This window comes from Pararhizobium sp. DWP3-4 (genome assembly GCF_049898205.1).
Lineage (GTDB): Bacteria > Pseudomonadota > Alphaproteobacteria > Rhizobiales > Rhizobiaceae > Pararhizobium.
The window spans coordinates 403,449-420,757 of the sequence record NZ_JAFCXF010000005.1; the positions used below are offsets into that span (position 1 = coordinate 403,449).

At 59.0% G+C, this 17,309-nt stretch carries 12 protein-coding genes; 6 read left to right on the top strand and 6 right to left on the bottom strand.

All coding sequences use genetic code 11. The features are described from left to right. Positions 1-2 precede the first annotated feature (2 nt). The 6 genes from ACP7E6_RS15840 to ACP7E6_RS15865 all read right to left on the bottom strand — a co-directional run bounded on the left by ACP7E6_RS15840 (position 3) and on the right by ACP7E6_RS15865 (position 8,627). Complete coding sequence (locus tag ACP7E6_RS15840; protein ID WP_426230701.1) at positions 3-1,175, bottom strand: polysaccharide pyruvyl transferase family protein; 1,173 nt, start codon at positions 1,173-1,175, stop codon at positions 3-5. A 38-nt stretch (positions 1,176-1,213) separates the two neighbouring features. After that, a complete protein-coding gene (locus ACP7E6_RS15845; RefSeq protein ID WP_426230702.1) occupies positions 1,214-2,392 on the bottom strand; it encodes a polysaccharide pyruvyl transferase family protein in 1,179 nt (392 codons plus the stop codon). A gap of 39 nt (positions 2,393-2,431) precedes the next feature. Next, positions 2,432-5,110, bottom strand: a complete 2,679-nt coding sequence (locus ACP7E6_RS15850) for a glycosyltransferase (RefSeq protein WP_426230703.1) — start codon at positions 5,108-5,110, stop codon at positions 2,432-2,434. Next, positions 5,100-6,569, bottom strand: coding sequence for a DUF6212 domain-containing protein (locus ACP7E6_RS15855; RefSeq protein ID WP_426230776.1), 1,470 nt, complete (start codon positions 6,567-6,569; stop codon positions 5,100-5,102). The genes ACP7E6_RS15850 and ACP7E6_RS15855 overlap by 11 nt, the downstream gene beginning before the upstream one ends. Positions 6,570-6,762: 193 nt before the next feature. Continuing rightward, positions 6,763-8,010, bottom strand: coding sequence for a glycosyltransferase family 4 protein (locus ACP7E6_RS15860; RefSeq protein ID WP_426230704.1), 1,248 nt, complete (start codon positions 8,008-8,010; stop codon positions 6,763-6,765). 44 nt (positions 8,011-8,054) lie between these two features. After that, positions 8,055-8,627: a MarR family transcriptional regulator gene (locus tag ACP7E6_RS15865; protein ID WP_426230705.1), complete on the bottom strand. Its 573-nt coding sequence runs from the start codon at positions 8,625-8,627 to the stop codon at positions 8,055-8,057. A 196-nt stretch (positions 8,628-8,823) separates the two neighbouring features. On the opposite strand from ACP7E6_RS15865, the gene ACP7E6_RS15870 reads away from it, so the two are divergent. From ACP7E6_RS15870 to ACP7E6_RS15895, 6 genes are all read left to right on the top strand, one after another. Continuing rightward, on the top strand, positions 8,824-10,584 hold the full coding sequence (locus ACP7E6_RS15870) for a type I secretion system permease/ATPase (protein ID WP_426230706.1): 1,761 nt from the start codon (positions 8,824-8,826) through the stop codon (positions 10,582-10,584). Beyond that, complete coding sequence (locus tag ACP7E6_RS15875) at positions 10,581-11,981, top strand: HlyD family type I secretion periplasmic adaptor subunit (protein WP_426230707.1); 1,401 nt, start codon at positions 10,581-10,583, stop codon at positions 11,979-11,981. The genes ACP7E6_RS15870 and ACP7E6_RS15875 overlap by 4 nt, the downstream gene beginning before the upstream one ends. 265 nt (positions 11,982-12,246) lie before the next feature. Then, positions 12,247-12,906 carry a calcium-binding protein gene (locus tag ACP7E6_RS15880; RefSeq protein ID WP_426230708.1) on the top strand — a complete coding sequence of 220 codons (660 nt, stop codon included), beginning with the start codon at positions 12,247-12,249 and terminating at the stop codon, positions 12,904-12,906. A gap of 65 nt (positions 12,907-12,971) precedes the next feature. Further along, positions 12,972-15,221: a glycosyltransferase family 2 protein gene (locus ACP7E6_RS15885; protein WP_426230709.1), complete on the top strand. Its 2,250-nt coding sequence runs from the start codon at positions 12,972-12,974 to the stop codon at positions 15,219-15,221. After that, positions 15,218-16,057: a class I SAM-dependent methyltransferase gene (locus tag ACP7E6_RS15890; RefSeq protein WP_426230710.1), complete on the top strand. Its 840-nt coding sequence runs from the start codon at positions 15,218-15,220 to the stop codon at positions 16,055-16,057. Before ACP7E6_RS15885 ends, ACP7E6_RS15890 begins: the two co-directional genes overlap by 4 nt. Further along, a complete protein-coding gene (locus tag ACP7E6_RS15895; protein WP_426230711.1) occupies positions 16,054-17,304 on the top strand; it encodes a glycosyltransferase family 4 protein in 1,251 nt (416 codons plus the stop codon). The genes ACP7E6_RS15890 and ACP7E6_RS15895 overlap by 4 nt, the downstream gene beginning before the upstream one ends. The last annotated feature ends 5 nt before the right edge of the window (positions 17,305-17,309 follow it).

A 17,309-nucleotide genomic window follows, 5' to 3' on the forward strand; every position in this document is an offset into this window, starting at 1 on the left:
TCTCAAAGTCCAATCTGCCCCAAAGCATTTCGGAAATTCGCCTCGCAAGCGGAATAGCGGTCGATCACGGCTTGCGTGTCGATCTTGGCGAGGAAATTCGACAGGTATGCGCGCTTGTCCGCCTCCCGGTTCCAGGTGGACGCCTCGATATAGGGGAAGCCGATGAATTCCAGCATTTCCCGCATGCGGTCGTCGACGGCGATCATCAGGGCGGGTGTGCCGGCCTGCATACCGATGATGCAACCGTGGAAACGGCGGCCGAAGCAGAGATCGCGCGAGGACATCGCGCCCCGCCACTGGTTCGTGTCGAAATAAACCAGCAGCTCGGATTTCCGCTGCCATTTTTCCGCATGCTTGTATTCGGTCGCGCCAGTGATGCGCCCGCTCGCCCGATCATAGACATTGTCAGTGTCGTCGCCGGTCAGCGAGAGGTTATAGGCAACCAGCTCGTCCTGGACGACATAGCTTGCGACGCTCTCAGGATTAAGCAAGGCATGCGCATCGACGATCGTATCGGCAACACTGCCGAGATAGCCGCCGAAGACTATCTTCTGGGCTTCTGCCAGTCCAGGATTGGCAAGCGCCGAAAGCGATCGTTTCATGTCGTCCGGTGAGAAGTAGAGCGACGGGCAACCCGTAGGCTTGACGAATTTCATCCCCTGTTCCCTGAGGAATTCGGCGGTGAAGTAGCCGCGTGTGAGGAAGAAACTTTCCTTGTTGCGCAGCACTTCCAGGAACTTGAGTGTGCCGGCCGGCAGCTGTTCTTTGAGGCCTTCTTTCCGCTGGATGCCGATGCCCATTACCACAATCGGCATGTTCAGTTTCGCGAAGATTTCCGCTTCCAGGTCGGCGGAGTAGCCCGGACGTAGCAGATTTGCGGCAGCAAAGACGCACAAATCAAATTCGCGATTCACTTGCTTGTAGAGCTCGTTCGAGTCCCGATTGTTGGCGAGATGCCAGAACGGCAGATAGGTGACGTCGTGACCGCGCAAGCTCGCAGCCGCCCCTTCTCCGATGAGATAGTTACCAGTATTGGCAATCTTCCTGACCTGCGAAAGCAGATCCTTTTTGGTCCTGGTTTCGTCGAAATAGGGTCGATGAATAACGGTCGTGCCGGAGACGTCCGCAATCGTTCGCTGCAAGTAGGATGGAATTCCTGTGAGCAAGATACGCATAACTGTCCTTTGATCCGAAGGTGATGGCCGTTCGGCCGCTAAAGACCGATGCCGATTTCACGAAGTGTGGTGCGGAAGGCGCGCTCACGGTCGGAATACCGGTCGACGAGTTCGGTGGTGTTGAGCTTTGCCAAATGATCGGCCACGAACTCGGCGCGGTTCTCCGCTTTATCGACATCCGTGATATCGACAGCCGGCAGGCCGGTGAAACCCAGCATTTCGCGCATGCGGTCGTCCACCGCCACCATCAGACTTGGCACGGCCGCCTGCATGGCAATGATCGAGCCATGGAAACGACGGCCAAAATTGAAGTCCATCGACGAGGCCCAGGCGCGCCACTGGTTGTTGTCAAAGAAGGTGCGCACCTCGAACCGCTGCTTCTCCCGCTCCGTGCCGGGATAGGCGACATTGCCGATCATCAGGCCTGATGAGGAATCATAGGCACGTCCCTCGTCGTTAGGCTCCACCTTCATGTCGAAGTGGAGGAACTCGTCCTGCACAACGTATTGCGGCACTGTGCCCCGCGGGGCCAGCGCATTCGCATCGAGGATCGCATCCTGATTGCCGCCTAGATAGCCCGAAAAGATGGTCCGCGCCTTGCCGATTTCCACACCCGGCAGTTTCTTCATAGACCGGCGCATGTTGTCCGGCATGAAATAGACGGAAGGGCACCCGGTCGGGCGCACGAAGGAGAAGCCCTGATCCTTCAGGAAGCCTGCCGACTCGTAGCCGCGTGTCAGGAAGTAGTGTTCACGCTCCTTCAGGACGGCCAGAAGCCGCTTCGTTCCCTCTGGAAGATTGTTCTCAAGGTCCTTGCGGTTCTGTAGGCCGATGCCCAGCATGACGATCGGCATGTTGAGCCGGCTGAGGACATCCGCCTCGGCATCCGCGGAGAGCCCCTTGCGCAAGAGGTTCGCGCAGGTGAAGACGCAGATATCGAAGTTTGCGTTGAACTCGTCGAACCCGCTGCCGCTCTTGCTTAAATTGTAGAGGTGCCAGAAGGGAATGTGCTTGGCATGCGGCGCGAGAGCGCGCAGGGCACCCTCACCGATGAGATAATTCCCGGTATTGCTGATGTTGCGCATCTCCAGCAGAAACTCGTCTTTCGTTTCCGGCTGCGGCTGCCGCTCGGCATAGGAGACGGACAAGCCTTGAGCGCCATTGACAAGACGTGTGTAGTGACCAGGGATACCCGTCACGAGAATTCGCGGACGCATTCGACTAGACCTTTCTGTTTCAGAGGAGCGGCCCGGCAATCAGCCAATTGCCGCGACCACGGGATTTGCCACCGCTTGCTCGCGAAAGACCGCGGCGCGGGACAGGGAAGAATTTTTCACGGACCGATCGCTCCACGAGAGGAAATCCGAGAAGGATGAAGCCCATGACCGGTGGGCAGCAGTCCTGATGCAGCCCTCCATGAGCGGAGCAAGCATCTCGCGACTGCGCGCGACCTCTTCGATGATCCGCGCCATCTCCCGCACCACCTGAGGATCGGAAGCCGCATTGATGAGTATGCCGTCCTCGCCGTCGGAAATAAGCTCATCCACGGCTCCGACGGCTGTCGCGATGGGCACGCAGCCGAGCTGCTGCGCCTCGGCGATCATCAGCGGTGCGCCTTCCCACCGCGAGGGCATGACGAGAACGTCGGCCCAGCCCAGCGCCTTGATCAGTTCCTTGCTTGCAAAGACGGGCGGCCGCACGTCGACACCCAAGTCCTTGAGCCGTTCGCTCCAGGAACCTTTTGAATCGGCAAGGATTTCTCCTCCGATGGCGCGGGCGTCAAAATCAACATTGGAAGCCCGCAATATGGCGAGCGCTGCCGCCAGCCGGTCGATACCCTTCTGCTGATCGAGCCGGCCCATGTAAAGAAGCCGCAACCGGTCATCCTTGCGATCGATGCGCCGGACGGCGAGAACCTCTGCCAGGGCCTTGGGCGGCACCGAGAAGCTCGCACCGTTGGGAACGGCGAAGACTTTTTCGTGCGGGACGCCATAGCTGTGCAGATAGATCTTCAGTTGTTCGGAGCAGGTCAGGAAGGCATCGTAGCAGTGCTCGTGGGCGATCGCTGCGAAGGGCTGGCCAGCAGGCCGCTTGAAGATCGTATTGTCCACGACGTGAAGATAGCAAGCAGTACGCGTGCCTTCGGAGCGCAGCCGCGCGATGAGCGGATGCACGGCCATCACGTGGTTGTTGATGACGAGATCGAAACCGGAAAGCTGTCCCTTTAACGCCTCCCAGTCGACCGAATGCCCCTCGGCGATAAAATCCTGCCCGAGGAAAGAACCCGATCCTCCCCAGGCTGGAATTCCCGCCTCCCAGAAGTGAATGTAGTCGAAGCAGGAATCGAATTCATCGATCACGTCCATCCGGGACGTGCCGAGCACGAAGAGATGAGTCTCGTAACCCGCTGCCTTCAATTCCCGGGCGGCGGCATACACGACCTTTTCGGCTCCGCCGAACGAGGCGTTCGGTACAAGCAGCGCCACCGTCCGCTTGCCTTCGCTATGCCCGAGCGGCAGGACCGGCGATCCTCCGACTTCCTTGCGCAGCGCCTTGTGCAACTCCGTGTAGGGTACGAGCCGTGCGGGACGCCAGGTCCACCGCCTGCCCGCCGTCTCGCGAAGGGGGCTTGTGGCAATCGCGTTGAGACAATTGATCATCACCTGCTGGGGCGTGCTCAACGCGCGGCGCGGCAGGCTTCTTGGAAAAGGAAAGCGCACTTTCAAAACGGCCGATGTCGGCCATACCTGCTGGCTTGCGATCGAGGCGAACCAGTCCACGGCATTGTTCTGGACCACCTCCTGGACGAGCCGGGTCGACAGGAAAACGAGATCGGCGGGACCGATTTTTTGTGCACCCGGCCCATGAACGATCGGCTCGATCTTCCGCTGGGCGGCATCGTTGGCAAGCTGGACGAAGACGACATTGCTGGTCTCGCTCAGGCGCTCAAGATGGGCAAGCACGTTCGGCAGCATGCGTGAACGCCGCAGAAGGTCGAGCGCAGCGCCGCTTCCAGCAACCATGAAAGGCGGGAAATGTTCATTATCGGGTTCGCCAATATTACCCCAGAACGCTGGAATAATATCGTCGAGGCGAAGCATCGCAGGTGGCTTGGTGGGATCGGTAAAGAAGGAGATCGCCGTATCTTCCGTTCGCGCAAACAGGTAACGCGGGCAATCCTCGTGTTCGAAATCCACCAGCATCGGGCGTTGGAACAACGGCATGTGGCGCTTGCGCAGGAAACTAACCGACGTGGCGCGATCACGGTTGGCTTCCTTGAAGCGGCTCTCCGCCCGCAACCTGTATTCGAAGACAGTATCGTGGCAAGGCGTGCCGACGAAACCGTGCTCGATGCAGGACAGCCAGAATTCCCAATCCTCGAAACCGTTCTGCCTGTCGTCGTTGAAGCGAACGCCGCTCTGAAAAACGTCAATCGAGATCATCGATCCCGTATCGCAGATATTGTCGGTGATGCAGTGGACCAGTCGCGAATATTGGTTGCCGTAATGGGCGCGCCAGCTGACCGAAAACGTGTCGATATTCGTATAGACCCACCCGCAACCGCTAGAGACGAGTTGCCGGTAAAGCGTCTCGATGGTGCCGGGAAGAATGCGATTGTCGGCGTCGAGAAAATAAACGGCCTTCGCCTCGGCGAAGTGTTCGAGGACGAAGTCGATGGCGCGATTGCGCGCGCCGCCGGGACCTGCGTTTTGACCGAACAGCACGTGGATGAACGGGTGGGTCGCAGCGTAGAGCAACAGTTGATCGAACGTCTCATGCCGTGGATCGCCGTCGACCGAAACGACGATGGCAAGCCTGCCGGCGCTCAGGTTTGATGCAAGCACCGACTCAATCGCCTCCAGAGCGAGTGCCGCGTGACCGTAGAGCGGCATCGCCACGGCGATCAGGTCCAATGATTCCCTGCTACCCGACATCGATGGCCTCCGTCGATTGCTTGACCAGCCTGAAGCCGGACACCTTGAGCCAGGAAAAATCGACCGAATCCGTGACTGCACGACTGAGGATGATCAGATCCATTGGGCCGAGCGCCGGCTCGTTCAGCTGAATGCTGATGTTGACGACGTGACTGGAGGTGACCTCACGCCATCCGCTGAAGAATGCCGACGGTTTGGCCGTACCCTTTCGCGCAAGCTCAGCCACTTCGGAGCGCGCATTCGAATTCGCCGGCGCAAGCAGGAAGCTGACCGCCGCAGGCCGGCCCTCAGGATGATCGATAGCGGCATTCGCCGAAAAAGAGATCGTTCCTGGCGCGACGGCACGACTGACTGCACCCGCCGTTATACCGCTCTGCAGCGGGTGACAGGCGATAGCATGCTCATGTTCAAGAAAACGTACTGTCTGGAATTCCGGAACCATAGGCGTAACCGAAACGTCGACGATCTGGCTCAACAGGTCCACTGCTAGTCGGTAGTCGACGATGTACTGACCTTCGAGCAGGCCGGTCGGCGCAATCATGTTGTGCGTTATGGCGGGCTTCACTCCCGGCAGTCCCGTGAACACCTTGAACGCCAACGGACGCAGGTCGAGATCCGGATGCGGAAGCTCCGAACGCGCTGAATAGCGCTCACCGGCGATCGGGTATCCGAGCGAAAGGCCGACAGTTTCTGGCCCAGCCGATGAAATCCGCAGCCGAAGCGTGCGCGCCCCTCCTCCGCAAGCCCGGGGCAGCGAGAAGAAATTCCAAGTCGCCACGAGTTGCGCGTAGGGCACGATCCACTCGGCGACCCCTTCGCCGCTCTCGAGATAGCTCAACGCGACGACAAGCTCGCCGCTGATCCTCGGCACCGAGTGCAGGTGAAGCGCAAATCCTGCCACACCAAGACTGGATACCGGCAGCAATTGCTCGACAAAGGCAGTAGCAAGCAGCTGTCCGATCCCCTCGTCCTTAGGATCGGCATAGGGATCGTGGGAGAAAATCTCGGAAACCGGCTCCCAGTTTCGCGCCTGGAACGCATCTTCGAGTGCCCGGTAGTTTTCCAGCAGCGTCTCGCGTTCACGTCGCAAAAGGGCAAGCTCCGAGGTGATTGAAGCGCTGTATCGGGCGATCCGGCCGACGCCGCCCTCGGTCAATGACCGCAGAAGCGGGAAACTGTCGGTCGTGTTGGCTGGATCAAGCCGCTGAACGGCCATCGGAGGAACCGTCCCCAGCGACCCAAGAGCCGTCAGACGTTCTTTCAGATCCGCCTCGCCCTCGTCGGAAAAAGCGACGGCGATCAACGGAAAAGCATTCTGCAATGTCGCCGGAGAATGACCATTCACCTCGGGGTACAGGACCAGATGCTCGATATCGCTCCCCTCGAAGCATGATCGATCCCGGTCCGATGCCGCTATCAGCTTTCTCGTTACCAGTCGTTTCCCAATGGCGGAAGACATCAACCCTTGCACGCAAGACCCCTGAAGAATTATGTCAAAACAAAAACAAATACGCCGGTTAGACAATTGCTTAAGCGAAGCATCCGGCGCGACCCACAATAACGCTAACAACTAACATTGCGGTGCACAATGGAGAAATTCAACAAAATCGAATAATTATATTTCATATATACTTTAAAAATCGAATTAATGTTCACATTTCCACAGCATAACTGCGGGAAAATGACTTTCCAGCCAGTTTTTCAAGAAGGCCCTGCTGATAATCAAGACAATCCGTCAAGCGGAAGCGCCTCTCGACCGTCCGGCGCGCCGCGGCACGCATCCCCAAGTGGCCCTCCGGATTTTTCAGGGCACCGAGGACCGCCTCAGCGAGTGCATCCGTGTCGAAGAACGGCACCAACAGGCCGTTCCGGCCGGAGCGTATGACCTCCCGGACAGGCGCAGTATCCGATCCGATGATCAGGGCTCCGCATGCCATCGCCTCTAACATCGACCATGACAAAACAAACGGATAGGTGAAGTATAGGTGCGCGGCCGAGATCTGGAAAATCTGCCGCAAAACAGAATGCGGCACCACGCCGGGAAAGAGGATATTTTCCGGCGGTATATCCAGCGATTTGAGAAGATGATCCTTCCAAGCCCCGCCACCGGGCGGCGGCACACCATAGCTGACGCCATTTCCGCCAACGAAAACGAACAACGCATCAGGGCGCTGGCGCACAACCTTGGCGGCGGCATGCAAAACCTGCGGAAACCCGCGGTACGGCTCCAGGTCGCGCGCGACAAAGGTAACGATGGGAGGGCCACCGGAATTGAGCACACGTCCGTCCGGAAGCGTGGCGGAAGTCGTCGAGTTCGGCCGAAACCGCGCCGTATCGACACCATCATGACACACCGAAATGCGCCCCTGGGTGTCGGCAGGGTAAAGACTTCTCTGCCAGTGGGTGGGGCTGATGCCAGCCTCAATCGCCTCAAGGGACAAGACCTGCGCGATGTTACGCAGCCGTAGTCTCTTTCGTGTCTCCAAATCAGGTTGGTCGTCGGGGGCGAACCCAATGTCCGCCCCTTCAGATCGGTAAAAGAACTCGCAATATCCCAGTGCGGGCACCTGCGGCAGCACATCCTTCAAGAACATCATGCTGCCCCAACCGATATGGCCAACGACCATGTCGGGCACCAGCCCCTGCCGCCCCATGGCGTCGAACGTATCGGCGACGCGATGGCCGATCCGCGCGTGATGATCGGGAGTACCCATGTGCCGGGCCATGTCTGGATTTGCGCGCGGACCTGATTCTGCGCGATGCCGAATGACGCGAACGGATGGAATCTTTTGATCTATGGTTTCGGTGATGAGGCTTACCTCATTGCCCGCCTGCACGAGATGGGTGGCCAAGGCAGCGAACTGGCCGAAACCCCGCCGATGAACAAACGCCACGTGCATCGCGCCTAGTCCACCATTGCCAGGTCCACGGAATCACTCACCACTTAGACGCCAAACCGTGAACTGGTACCCCAGGCCAGTTCTAGCTGGTGCAGCGTCTGGAAGGCCGTCTCAAGCATCCGCTGGTCCTGGTCGCCACGATTCACCGCGCGCTCATAGGTCATTGCCGCGTCGCGGAGATTTGCCCTCAATAGCCGCCCCTTCTCCGTCAGCTTGATGCGTGCGGACCGCTTGTCGCGCTGGGAAGCAACGCGATCAATATAGTCGCCGTCGGCAAGCTGCTTCAGATAGTAGGAAACGTTGGAACCAACATAGTGCCCACGATCCAGAAGCTCGGCGACCGACAGCTCCGAGTCGCCGATCGCCAGAAGAATCATCGCCTGTGCCGGCCCGATGTCATCGACGCGAAGCTTGGTCAGCTCCGCTCGAATAAGGCCTGCAAACCGTCGACTTGCCCGCTCCATCAGGCGAGCCAGCTCGAAATATGTAACCTGCCGGAGGTCACCAAACTCCGCATCCCGAGACTGCCCGATGTCCGATTGTGCTGCCTGACCGTTATTTCGAATTCCTAGATCATTATCAAGTACGGACAGATTGAGCACACTATTTTCCTTCATTTCACGCTCCTATTTAGAAAATTACTTCAAAATTAGAAGTAGTTTCCTAATATGCTCATTACCCCTGAATAACCCAAGCTTGCACAAGCCCTCCCTTCTGTGCCAGATTGGCAGGGGCATTACTACACTTCGGCACAGTTATAACCAATTCTGCCCTTCAGAAGATGGCTACAACGTTAACTCAAGGCAAATCGCCATGCGTGATACTGTTCAAAATGAGACAATAAGCAAGAGTCAAATTTGGGGAGGCAAAGACAAAAACAACCCGGGATTGCTAATGTCGCAAGCAAAGCGTGTCTTCTTGTCCGGGTTGCTCTATGCGGCAGCGCTTAGCGTATGTCTCAATTTGCTACAACTGACGATGCCGCTATTCATGCTGCAAGTTCATGACAGGGTGCTCAACAGCCAGAGCATGGACACACTCGTCATGCTCACCATTTTGGCGATCGGCGCCCTCGTGGTGCTTGGGGTTCTGGAATTCATCCGCGCCCTGTCTTTCCAAGCCATCGGGGGCGCACTCGTGCGCCGTTTAAACACGCCGGTCCTTACCGCCGCCGTTCAGGCCTCGGTCGACCAGGGCCTGTCGCGCGCGACCCAGTCGCTTCGCGATATCTCAGAATTGCGAAGTTTCCTGACCTCGTCAGCGGTCACCGCGCCCCTCGACGCGGCCTGGTCACCGATCTTCCTCGGCGCCCTTTTTATTCTGCATCCGCTTTTCGGGCTGATCGGGGCTGTCTCCGCGGCGCTCCTCCTTTGTGGCGGTGTGGTCACGGACATGTTGACACGCCAGCTCACCAAGGAAGCGAACCAGACAAATATCGAGGCCGTATCCAAGATTGGCGCATCGCTGCGGCATGCCGAGGCTATCGAGGCGATGGGCATGCTGCCGGCGCTGGCGAATCGTTGGCGCGCACTGCAAATGCAGGCCCTCAGCGCCTTTGAAGCGAGCGGGACCAGGAGCAAGGCGATGTCGTCCATCACCCGCAGCCTGCGCTATTCCATCCAGATCGTAACCCTGGCAGCCGGAGCGTTTCTGGTGCTGGAGCAGGCAATCACGCCCGGCGCGATGATGGCATCGAGCATTCTTGTCGGCCGCCTCCTCATCCCCTTTGATTCGATCATCGACAATTGGCGCCAGTGGGTTCTGGCGATCGCGGGCTGGCGCCGCCTTGAGGCCGCCCTCACGGCGGACCTTGCGATCCGCCAAACGATGCCCACGCCGCATTCGTCAGGCGACATCGTGGTCGATAAATTGGTCTACGCAGCCCCTGGACTGGATGTGCCGATCATCAAGGGCATTTCTTTTTCCCTTTCTCCGGGCGAGGTTCTGGGCGTGGTCGGTCCCTCAGCGGCAGGCAAATCGACCCTCGCGCGCCTGCTGGTCGGAATCTTGCGGCCCACGTCCGGCGGTGTCTTTCTCGACGGCAACAACACCTATCTCTGGGAGCGCAGTTCGTTCGGCCAAGTGGTTGGATATTTGCCGCAATCCGTATCGCTTTTGGAAGGCACGATTCGAGAAAACATTGGGCGGATGGCCGAAAGCGACCCGTACAAAGTGCTGGAAGCGGCGCGACTGGCTGACATCCATGACATGATCGGACGCCTGCAACTTGGCTATGACACGCCCGTCGGCGACGGACATCTGACCCTTTCCGGAGGGCAGCGGCAGCGCATAGCGTTGGCGCGCTGCCTCTACAACAGACCTCGCCTCATCGTGCTCGACGAGCCGAACGCGAACCTGGACGCGATTGGAGAGCAGGCCCTTATCCGGGCAATCCAGCACGCGCGCGGTGACGGCGCCATCGTCGTTTTAATCGCTCACAGGCCAGCCATCATGCAAGTCGCCGACAAGCTGCTCGTGCTCGAAAACGGCCGCATCACACAGTTCGGGCCTCGAACGGATGTGATCCCGGCCACAATGCCGGGCGAAGCACGCCGCGAGGTGGCCGCGATATGACGGAGAAGATGCCTCTTGCGGTGCGCCCGGCCCCTTCCGAGCGTCACTTACCATTGTATCAGCCGGTGTCGCGGAATGTCAGCTCCTTGGACTTGGAATTCGAACAGCTTGATAACGGCTCGCCACTCCGCCGCCTTGTCATCGCGGGGATCGCCACGATCCTCGTGTCCTTCGGTGGATTTTTTGCCTGGGCGTTTTCCACCGAACTCAGCAGCGCGACGGTCGCCAACGGCACGGTCATCGTTGATTCGAAGAGAAAGACCATCAGCCACTTTGAAGGCGGGGTGATGAGCCGTCTGCTTGTTCAGGAGGGCGACAAGGTTTCCGCCGGGCAGCCATTGATCGAGCTCGAGGATACGCGAGCCCGCTCCAGCCTGCACTCGCTCCAAATCCGGCGCATTGGCCTGATCGCTAAACTGGCTCGGCTGAAGGCCGAGCAGGCCGACCTGCTGCACATCCGCTTTCCGAGCGATTTCGGCAACGCACAGACCGTTGCAGTCGATGAGGCCGTCACGGCCGAGACGGTCTTTTTCGAAAAGCGGCGCGAGACCAAAAACGGGCGCGTCGAGGTCCAGAAAAAAACCATCGAAGAGTACCTGGAACAGACAACATCACTCCGCATTCAGACCCAGGCGGTCGACCAGCAGATCGGCCTCATCAACGACCAGCGGACGGCGATAGCAACCCTGGTGCAAAAAGGCGCAGCATCGCGCACGCGGCTCATCGAGATAGACTCCAAGCTAAGCGAGCTTGCAAGGGAAAGGGGTGAACTCGCCGGCGGCAGGGCCCAGGCCGAAAAAGCAAGGGCGGGCGCGCAGCTTGGGCTGACCGGGATCGAAAGTGAGTTTCAGTCGACCATCGCCGGGGAAATCACAACGGCACGCGTCGACCTCGCGGATGTCGAAGAGCAGATCACCGCTTCGCGGGACGTGCTACGCCGCCTTGAGATCCGCTCTCCGCAGGCGGGTATCATCAGTAATATTTTGGTGCGCACCCCCGGCAGCGCGGTCACGCCCGGCCAGCCACTGCTCGAGATCGTTCCGGAAAATGAGCCGCTTCTGATCGAGATGCGCGTCAATCCTCGCGACATTGACAGCATCGCCGTGGGCTCGCACACGCAAGTCCGGTTGACGGCTTATAATCAGCGCTCCCGCCTGCCAATGGAAGGTACCATCACATATGTCGCTGCGGATCAGTCTGTCGATGAAAAATCAAACAGCGCGTTTTTCGTCGCACGTGCCAAACTCGACGCGGCGTCGCTAAAGGCAAACCCCGACGTCCGCCTATCTCCCGGCATGCCAGCCGAGGTGCTAATCATCCATGAGTCACGCCGCGCGATCGATTACCTCACCTCACCGGTCCTCGAGAGCTTCAATCGAGCATTCAGGGAGGATTAAATGCTGCAGTGCGGCCAGCAAAGGTAAAATACTTTTACTTTTGAAGTTATTTCAAAGTAAATATGGCGGAATTTACTTCATAAACTCCTAGATTTTCGAATTGGAACACTCGCAAGACTCATTTCGAGAAAAATATTTCTCAAAATCTGACATATCTTTCCAAGATATGCTTGCGTTGCTTTTTTTTGCAGTGCACATTTCAAACGCGAGATCGTCGCACCCTGCGCCGACAACGCGTGCATATCAATCTGAAGAGGAGAGGCAGATGGCCACATTGGAAGGCGGAGCGTACGACGACGCATTGTTCGGCTCCCGTTTCAACGACTTCATTCGCGCCCATGGGGGCGATGATTTCGTGAACGGCGGGAACGGGCACGATATTGTGTTCGGCGGTGACGGTGACGACCTGCTGTTCGGCGGAAAGGGAAACGATACCCTGTTCGGCGGCGAAGGCAGCGACTTGCTGAACGGTGAAAACGGTGACGACACCCTCGTCGGCGGCTGGGGCGATGACCTCTTGTACGGCGACAAGGGCAACGACATTCTGTTCGGCGGACACGGAAGCGATCTTTTGTCCGGCGGCAAGGGCAACGACATACTTTATGGCGGCGATGGCAACGACATCCTCGACGGCGGTGCCGGCAATGACATTCTTGCAGGCGGTGCTGGCCATGACGTCTTTGTCTTCGACGGCGGCGGCGGGAATGACGTCATTCTCGACTTTACGGCGGGCGAGGATCTGTTGCAGATTTCCAGGGGCATCAATGGTCTTGATGTGACTTCGCCCGAAGACCTAGCCTCGCGTGTCACGCAGGTCGGCGGCAACGTCATCGTGGATCTCGGCCATGGCGACACACTCACATTAGTCAATGTCGACGCCAACGACATCCATGCCAATCCCGAGAACTACTTCACCGTTCATTGAACCTGAATCCTGCGCGCCCTGCTTCCTCCCGTAGGGCGCGCTATTCCGATCCAGAGGGGCCGCCTGTGACGTTCGACGAATCGATAGACGCCACTGGCGCTTTCAGGAACGCAAAGATCTTTCGGCTCGGTATCGAGCTTGCCGTACTCATATGGGACCTTCCCCCAGTCCTTCCCGCCAATACGAGGTGCCTGTTGTCCATGGAGCAGTCGCCAGTGCCGCTCGTCAGCATGACGCTGCCGCTTTGCAACGGAAAGCAACGCATGTTCTGGGCGATGAGACCAGAACAGCGACCGGTGACTGTGGACATTTGCACGGAGCACGGCGCGACGGTCGATACTATCGTTATGCAACCTGCACGCGCGCTCGCGCCTCTCGATGTGGAGGCCCTGTTCGCCGATCTCGCGCCGGATGGCCGCATCAAGTTCGTCAACAACCTGCTGACTGTCTGGCGAAGCGCTTTCCGCATCGCCGGCGACCCTTTTTTCAACATGGTGGTCGAAGACGCCATTCACACGCTTGCGCCCGAACGGCAGACCGCCAGTGTCGTCTGCCAGATTGCGCAGGGGCGCCATCTGATCGAGACCGCGATCAATCCGGATCTGGGCGAGATCACAGCGATCTATGCGATCGGTGCCACGTCGATCAAGCGCATGGCCGACAGGCTCGTGCTCGGGCGCGATGGGAAAAACGGCCTGCAATCGTGCCATTTCATGGCACACGTGCCCTCCCCTCCGTTTCTTTTCGTTCTCCTGAGCAAGAATGGCCTCGCCATTCGCCAGCTGCCTGACGCTAAGCCGCGCCATGCCAGCCTTCCGGGTTGGTGGAGCAAAAACCGCGAGGCGGTGGAATTGCGCGAAATGATCATCCGTCAACTCGCCCTGTTGCCGGAGGGCGGCGCCGCCACTGCCATCGACCTTCAAACGCGCACCCCGCTGGCGGAGAGCCGGATTGCCAAGTCGTCGATGCACCCGTCCGGTGAAGTCGATCTCGCTCTGGCGCTCGACGGCGGCCTTCTGGCCGGCGGTTGGTTTCATGCACCATCATCGGCCTTCTCCGGCATCGACTATGTCAAGGAAGACGGCACCCCTGTGCCGCTCGACGGAAACAACTACAAATTCCCTGCATGGGCGCAAGGCAAGGATGAAAAGGGCAAGACGGATGTAACGGGTTTCGTTGCCTGGATTCCACTGACGGAGTCCCCAGGACCGCTGCTGCAACCGCGATTTCAGATGCGTCTCGCTTCCGGAGCGGTCAGACCGCTCATACCCAAGCCACAGCCTTTCGAGCCCGCGATCCAGCGAAACCATGTCCTGCGCGCCGTTCCGCCGCAACATGCAGTCGACGATGCTTTCCGCACAATTCTGGCCCCCGCCCTTCAGGACATTGAACGACGATTGGGCAGGACCATCGAGGTCGACGACACAAAGGACTACAGCCTTCAGAAAGACGCGCCGCTCGTTTCCATTGTCGTGCCCCTCTACAAGGTTCTTGATTTCCTGCGTTTTCAATTATCGGGGTTGGCCACGGACCCTTGGCTCGCCGCTAACGCGGAGGTCATCTACGTACTCGATTCACCGGAAATCCAGGATGAGACGGAGCATCTGCTGGGCGGACTGCACCTTCTGCACGGGTTGCCGATGAAACTGGTGGTTATGAACCGCAACAGCGGTTACGCGCGCGCCTGCAATGCCGGCGCACGTTTCGCACGCGGCTCCATCCTGGTGATGCTCAATTCTGATGTCGTGCCTTGCAAGCCCGGTTGGCTTCAGATCCTTTCGCGGGCGCTGCTGGAAGACAAGACACTGGGTGCCATCGGTCCGAAACTGATCTTCGAAGATGGATCGCTGCAGCATGCGGGGCTTTATTTCGGCCGCGACCAGCGCGGGATCTGGCTAAACCACCATTTCCACAAGGGCATGCCTGGTGACTACCGGCCGGCGCAGCAGACCCGTGATGTCCCTGGCGTCACCGGCGCCTGCCTCGTGGCCCGCAGGGAGACTTACGAGCGCGTTGGCGGTTACACCGACGACTACGTGATCGGCGATTACGAAGACAGCGACCTCTGCCTCAAGATCCGCCGTCTCGGGTTGCAGATAGTCTATGAGCCGGCGGCATGCCTCTATCATTTCGAACGCCGCTCGATCCGCCGCAGCCAGGACTACATGCGAGGCGTTGCCAGCCAGTACAATTCATGGCTGCACACCCAGCGCTGGGAGGAGGACATCAGCGCGCTGATGGCGAACCAACGCGATAGGGACCCACATCACCCCGCCGCTACGGGTGAGAAAATACAGGAAAGGAGCGCAGCATGACGAAAGCGGCACTCCTGCAACCGCCCGCGCCGGCCAGACTGATCGATGAAGACCGTATTCGCTGGCTCAACGAATCCGTACGGGCAAACCGTTTCCTGCCGCAACCGGATACCACCAACGTCTTCGTGGGAGATGGAGATTTTCGCGCGATCGGAGCCGAATTTCTCGGTTATTTCATTCGCATCGGCGGCCTGCGCGAAGACAGCCGTGTGCTCGACATTGGCTGTGGTATCGGCCGGATGGCGGTGCCGCTCACCCAGTATCTCGATCCGCAAACAAGTCGCTACGATGGCATTGATCCCGTCGAAGACGGTATTGGCTGGTGCCAGCGTACGATCACGCCCGCCTACCCCAATTTCTCCTTCCAGCGGCTGGACATAGCACACGAGCTTTATAATCCAGACGGCAAGATCAGCGGAAAGGCCTTGGCGCTGCCTTTTCCGGACCGTCATTTCGACTTCGTGATCATGACCTCCGTGGTCACGCATCTGCCGCCCGCAGAAGTCCTCGTCTACCTTTCAGAAGTCCGCAGGGTTCTGTCACCCGGAGGACGCCTGTTTATGACAGCGTTCGTGATCGACCAGATCGCTGCGGCAAACGAACACGGGCGGCGCGACCCGCGTCTTGCTTTCCAACGCTATCGCGAAAGCCCATGCTGGTTCGTCCCAAACCAGCCGCGCCTTGCCGCAATCGGCTTCGAGGACGGTTTTCTGGACAAGGCGCTCGAACGCGCCGGCCTCTCCGTCGCCCTAAAATCGCTGGGCCATTGGCGCGGCACCAAAGCGAGCCACCATCAGGACTTCATCGTGTCGAAGCGGCGGGGAAGCGGCCGATGAGCAAGCGCATCCTGGTGGCCGCTCACAACCATCCGTCTCTTCATCCAGGCGGGACGGAGATATTCGCGCACGACCTGTTTCGCGCCTACCAGCGCGAGGGTCACGAAGCGCTGTTTCTCGGCGCCACGAACCAGATTCATCGCGAAGCAAGGCCCGGCACGAGTTTTCAGAGCATCGGTCAAGCGGGAGACGAAATCCTGTTGTGGTCCGGACATTTCGACCGCTTCTTCATGAGCCAGATCGACCTCTATGGCATCGTGCCAGACCTAACCGAGCTGCTGCGCGATTTCCGGCCGGACGTGGTTCACCTCCACCACCTGCTGCTGCTTGGCGCCGAGTTTCCGCACATTGTCCGCCGCACCCTGCCCCAATGCCAGATCGTGATGACACTGCATGACTATTACCCCATTTGCCATCATGACGGCCTGATGGTGCGCACCGGCAGCAAAGAGCTGTGTCACCAGTCCAGCCCCGACCGCTGCCACAGCTGTTTCAAGGACATTCCGCTCGACCGCTTTACCTTGCGCGAAAGCCACTTGAAGGCCCTGCTGAGCACGGTCAACCACTTCGTCTCGCCCAGCGCCTTTTTAAGGGAGCGCTTCGTGCAATGGGGATTGGATGCGGATAAGATCAGCGTCATTCCCAATGGTATCCCCAGCCGAGATGCCGGCGTTGGAAGAAAGCTGCTTGAGGGTGGAAAGCCGGTCTTCGGATATTTCGGAAATCTCAACCCCTGGAAGGGGATAACGGTGTTGCTCGACGCCGCGCACCAGCTTCTGGTCGATGGCCTCGATTTCGAGCTTCGAGTCCATGGCGGCGCGCCCTTCCAGAGCCAGGCCTTTGTCGACGAGGTCGATCGGCGCTTTGCCGAAACATCGGCTTCGGTACAGCGCCGAGGCCCCTATCGCCGTGAAGATATCGGCGATCTGGTGGCCGCCGTCGATTGTACCATCGTTCCCTCGGTCTGGTGGGAGAATGCACCGTTGGTCATTCAGGAAGCCCAGGCTCAGGGGCGCCCGGTCATCGCCAGCAATATTGGCGGAATGGCTGAAATGGTCGAGCACGGCGTCAACGGCATGACCGTTCCGCCCAACGATGCCCGCGCGCTCGCCGCAGCGATGCGCAGCATATTGGAAGAACCGAATCTGCTGCGCCGGTTCGCCGCAAACGCACGCAAGCCCGACGACATCGATACAACCGCCCGCCGCTACCTGAAGCGAATCGATACGACACAAGTTCAGTCATAGGAGAA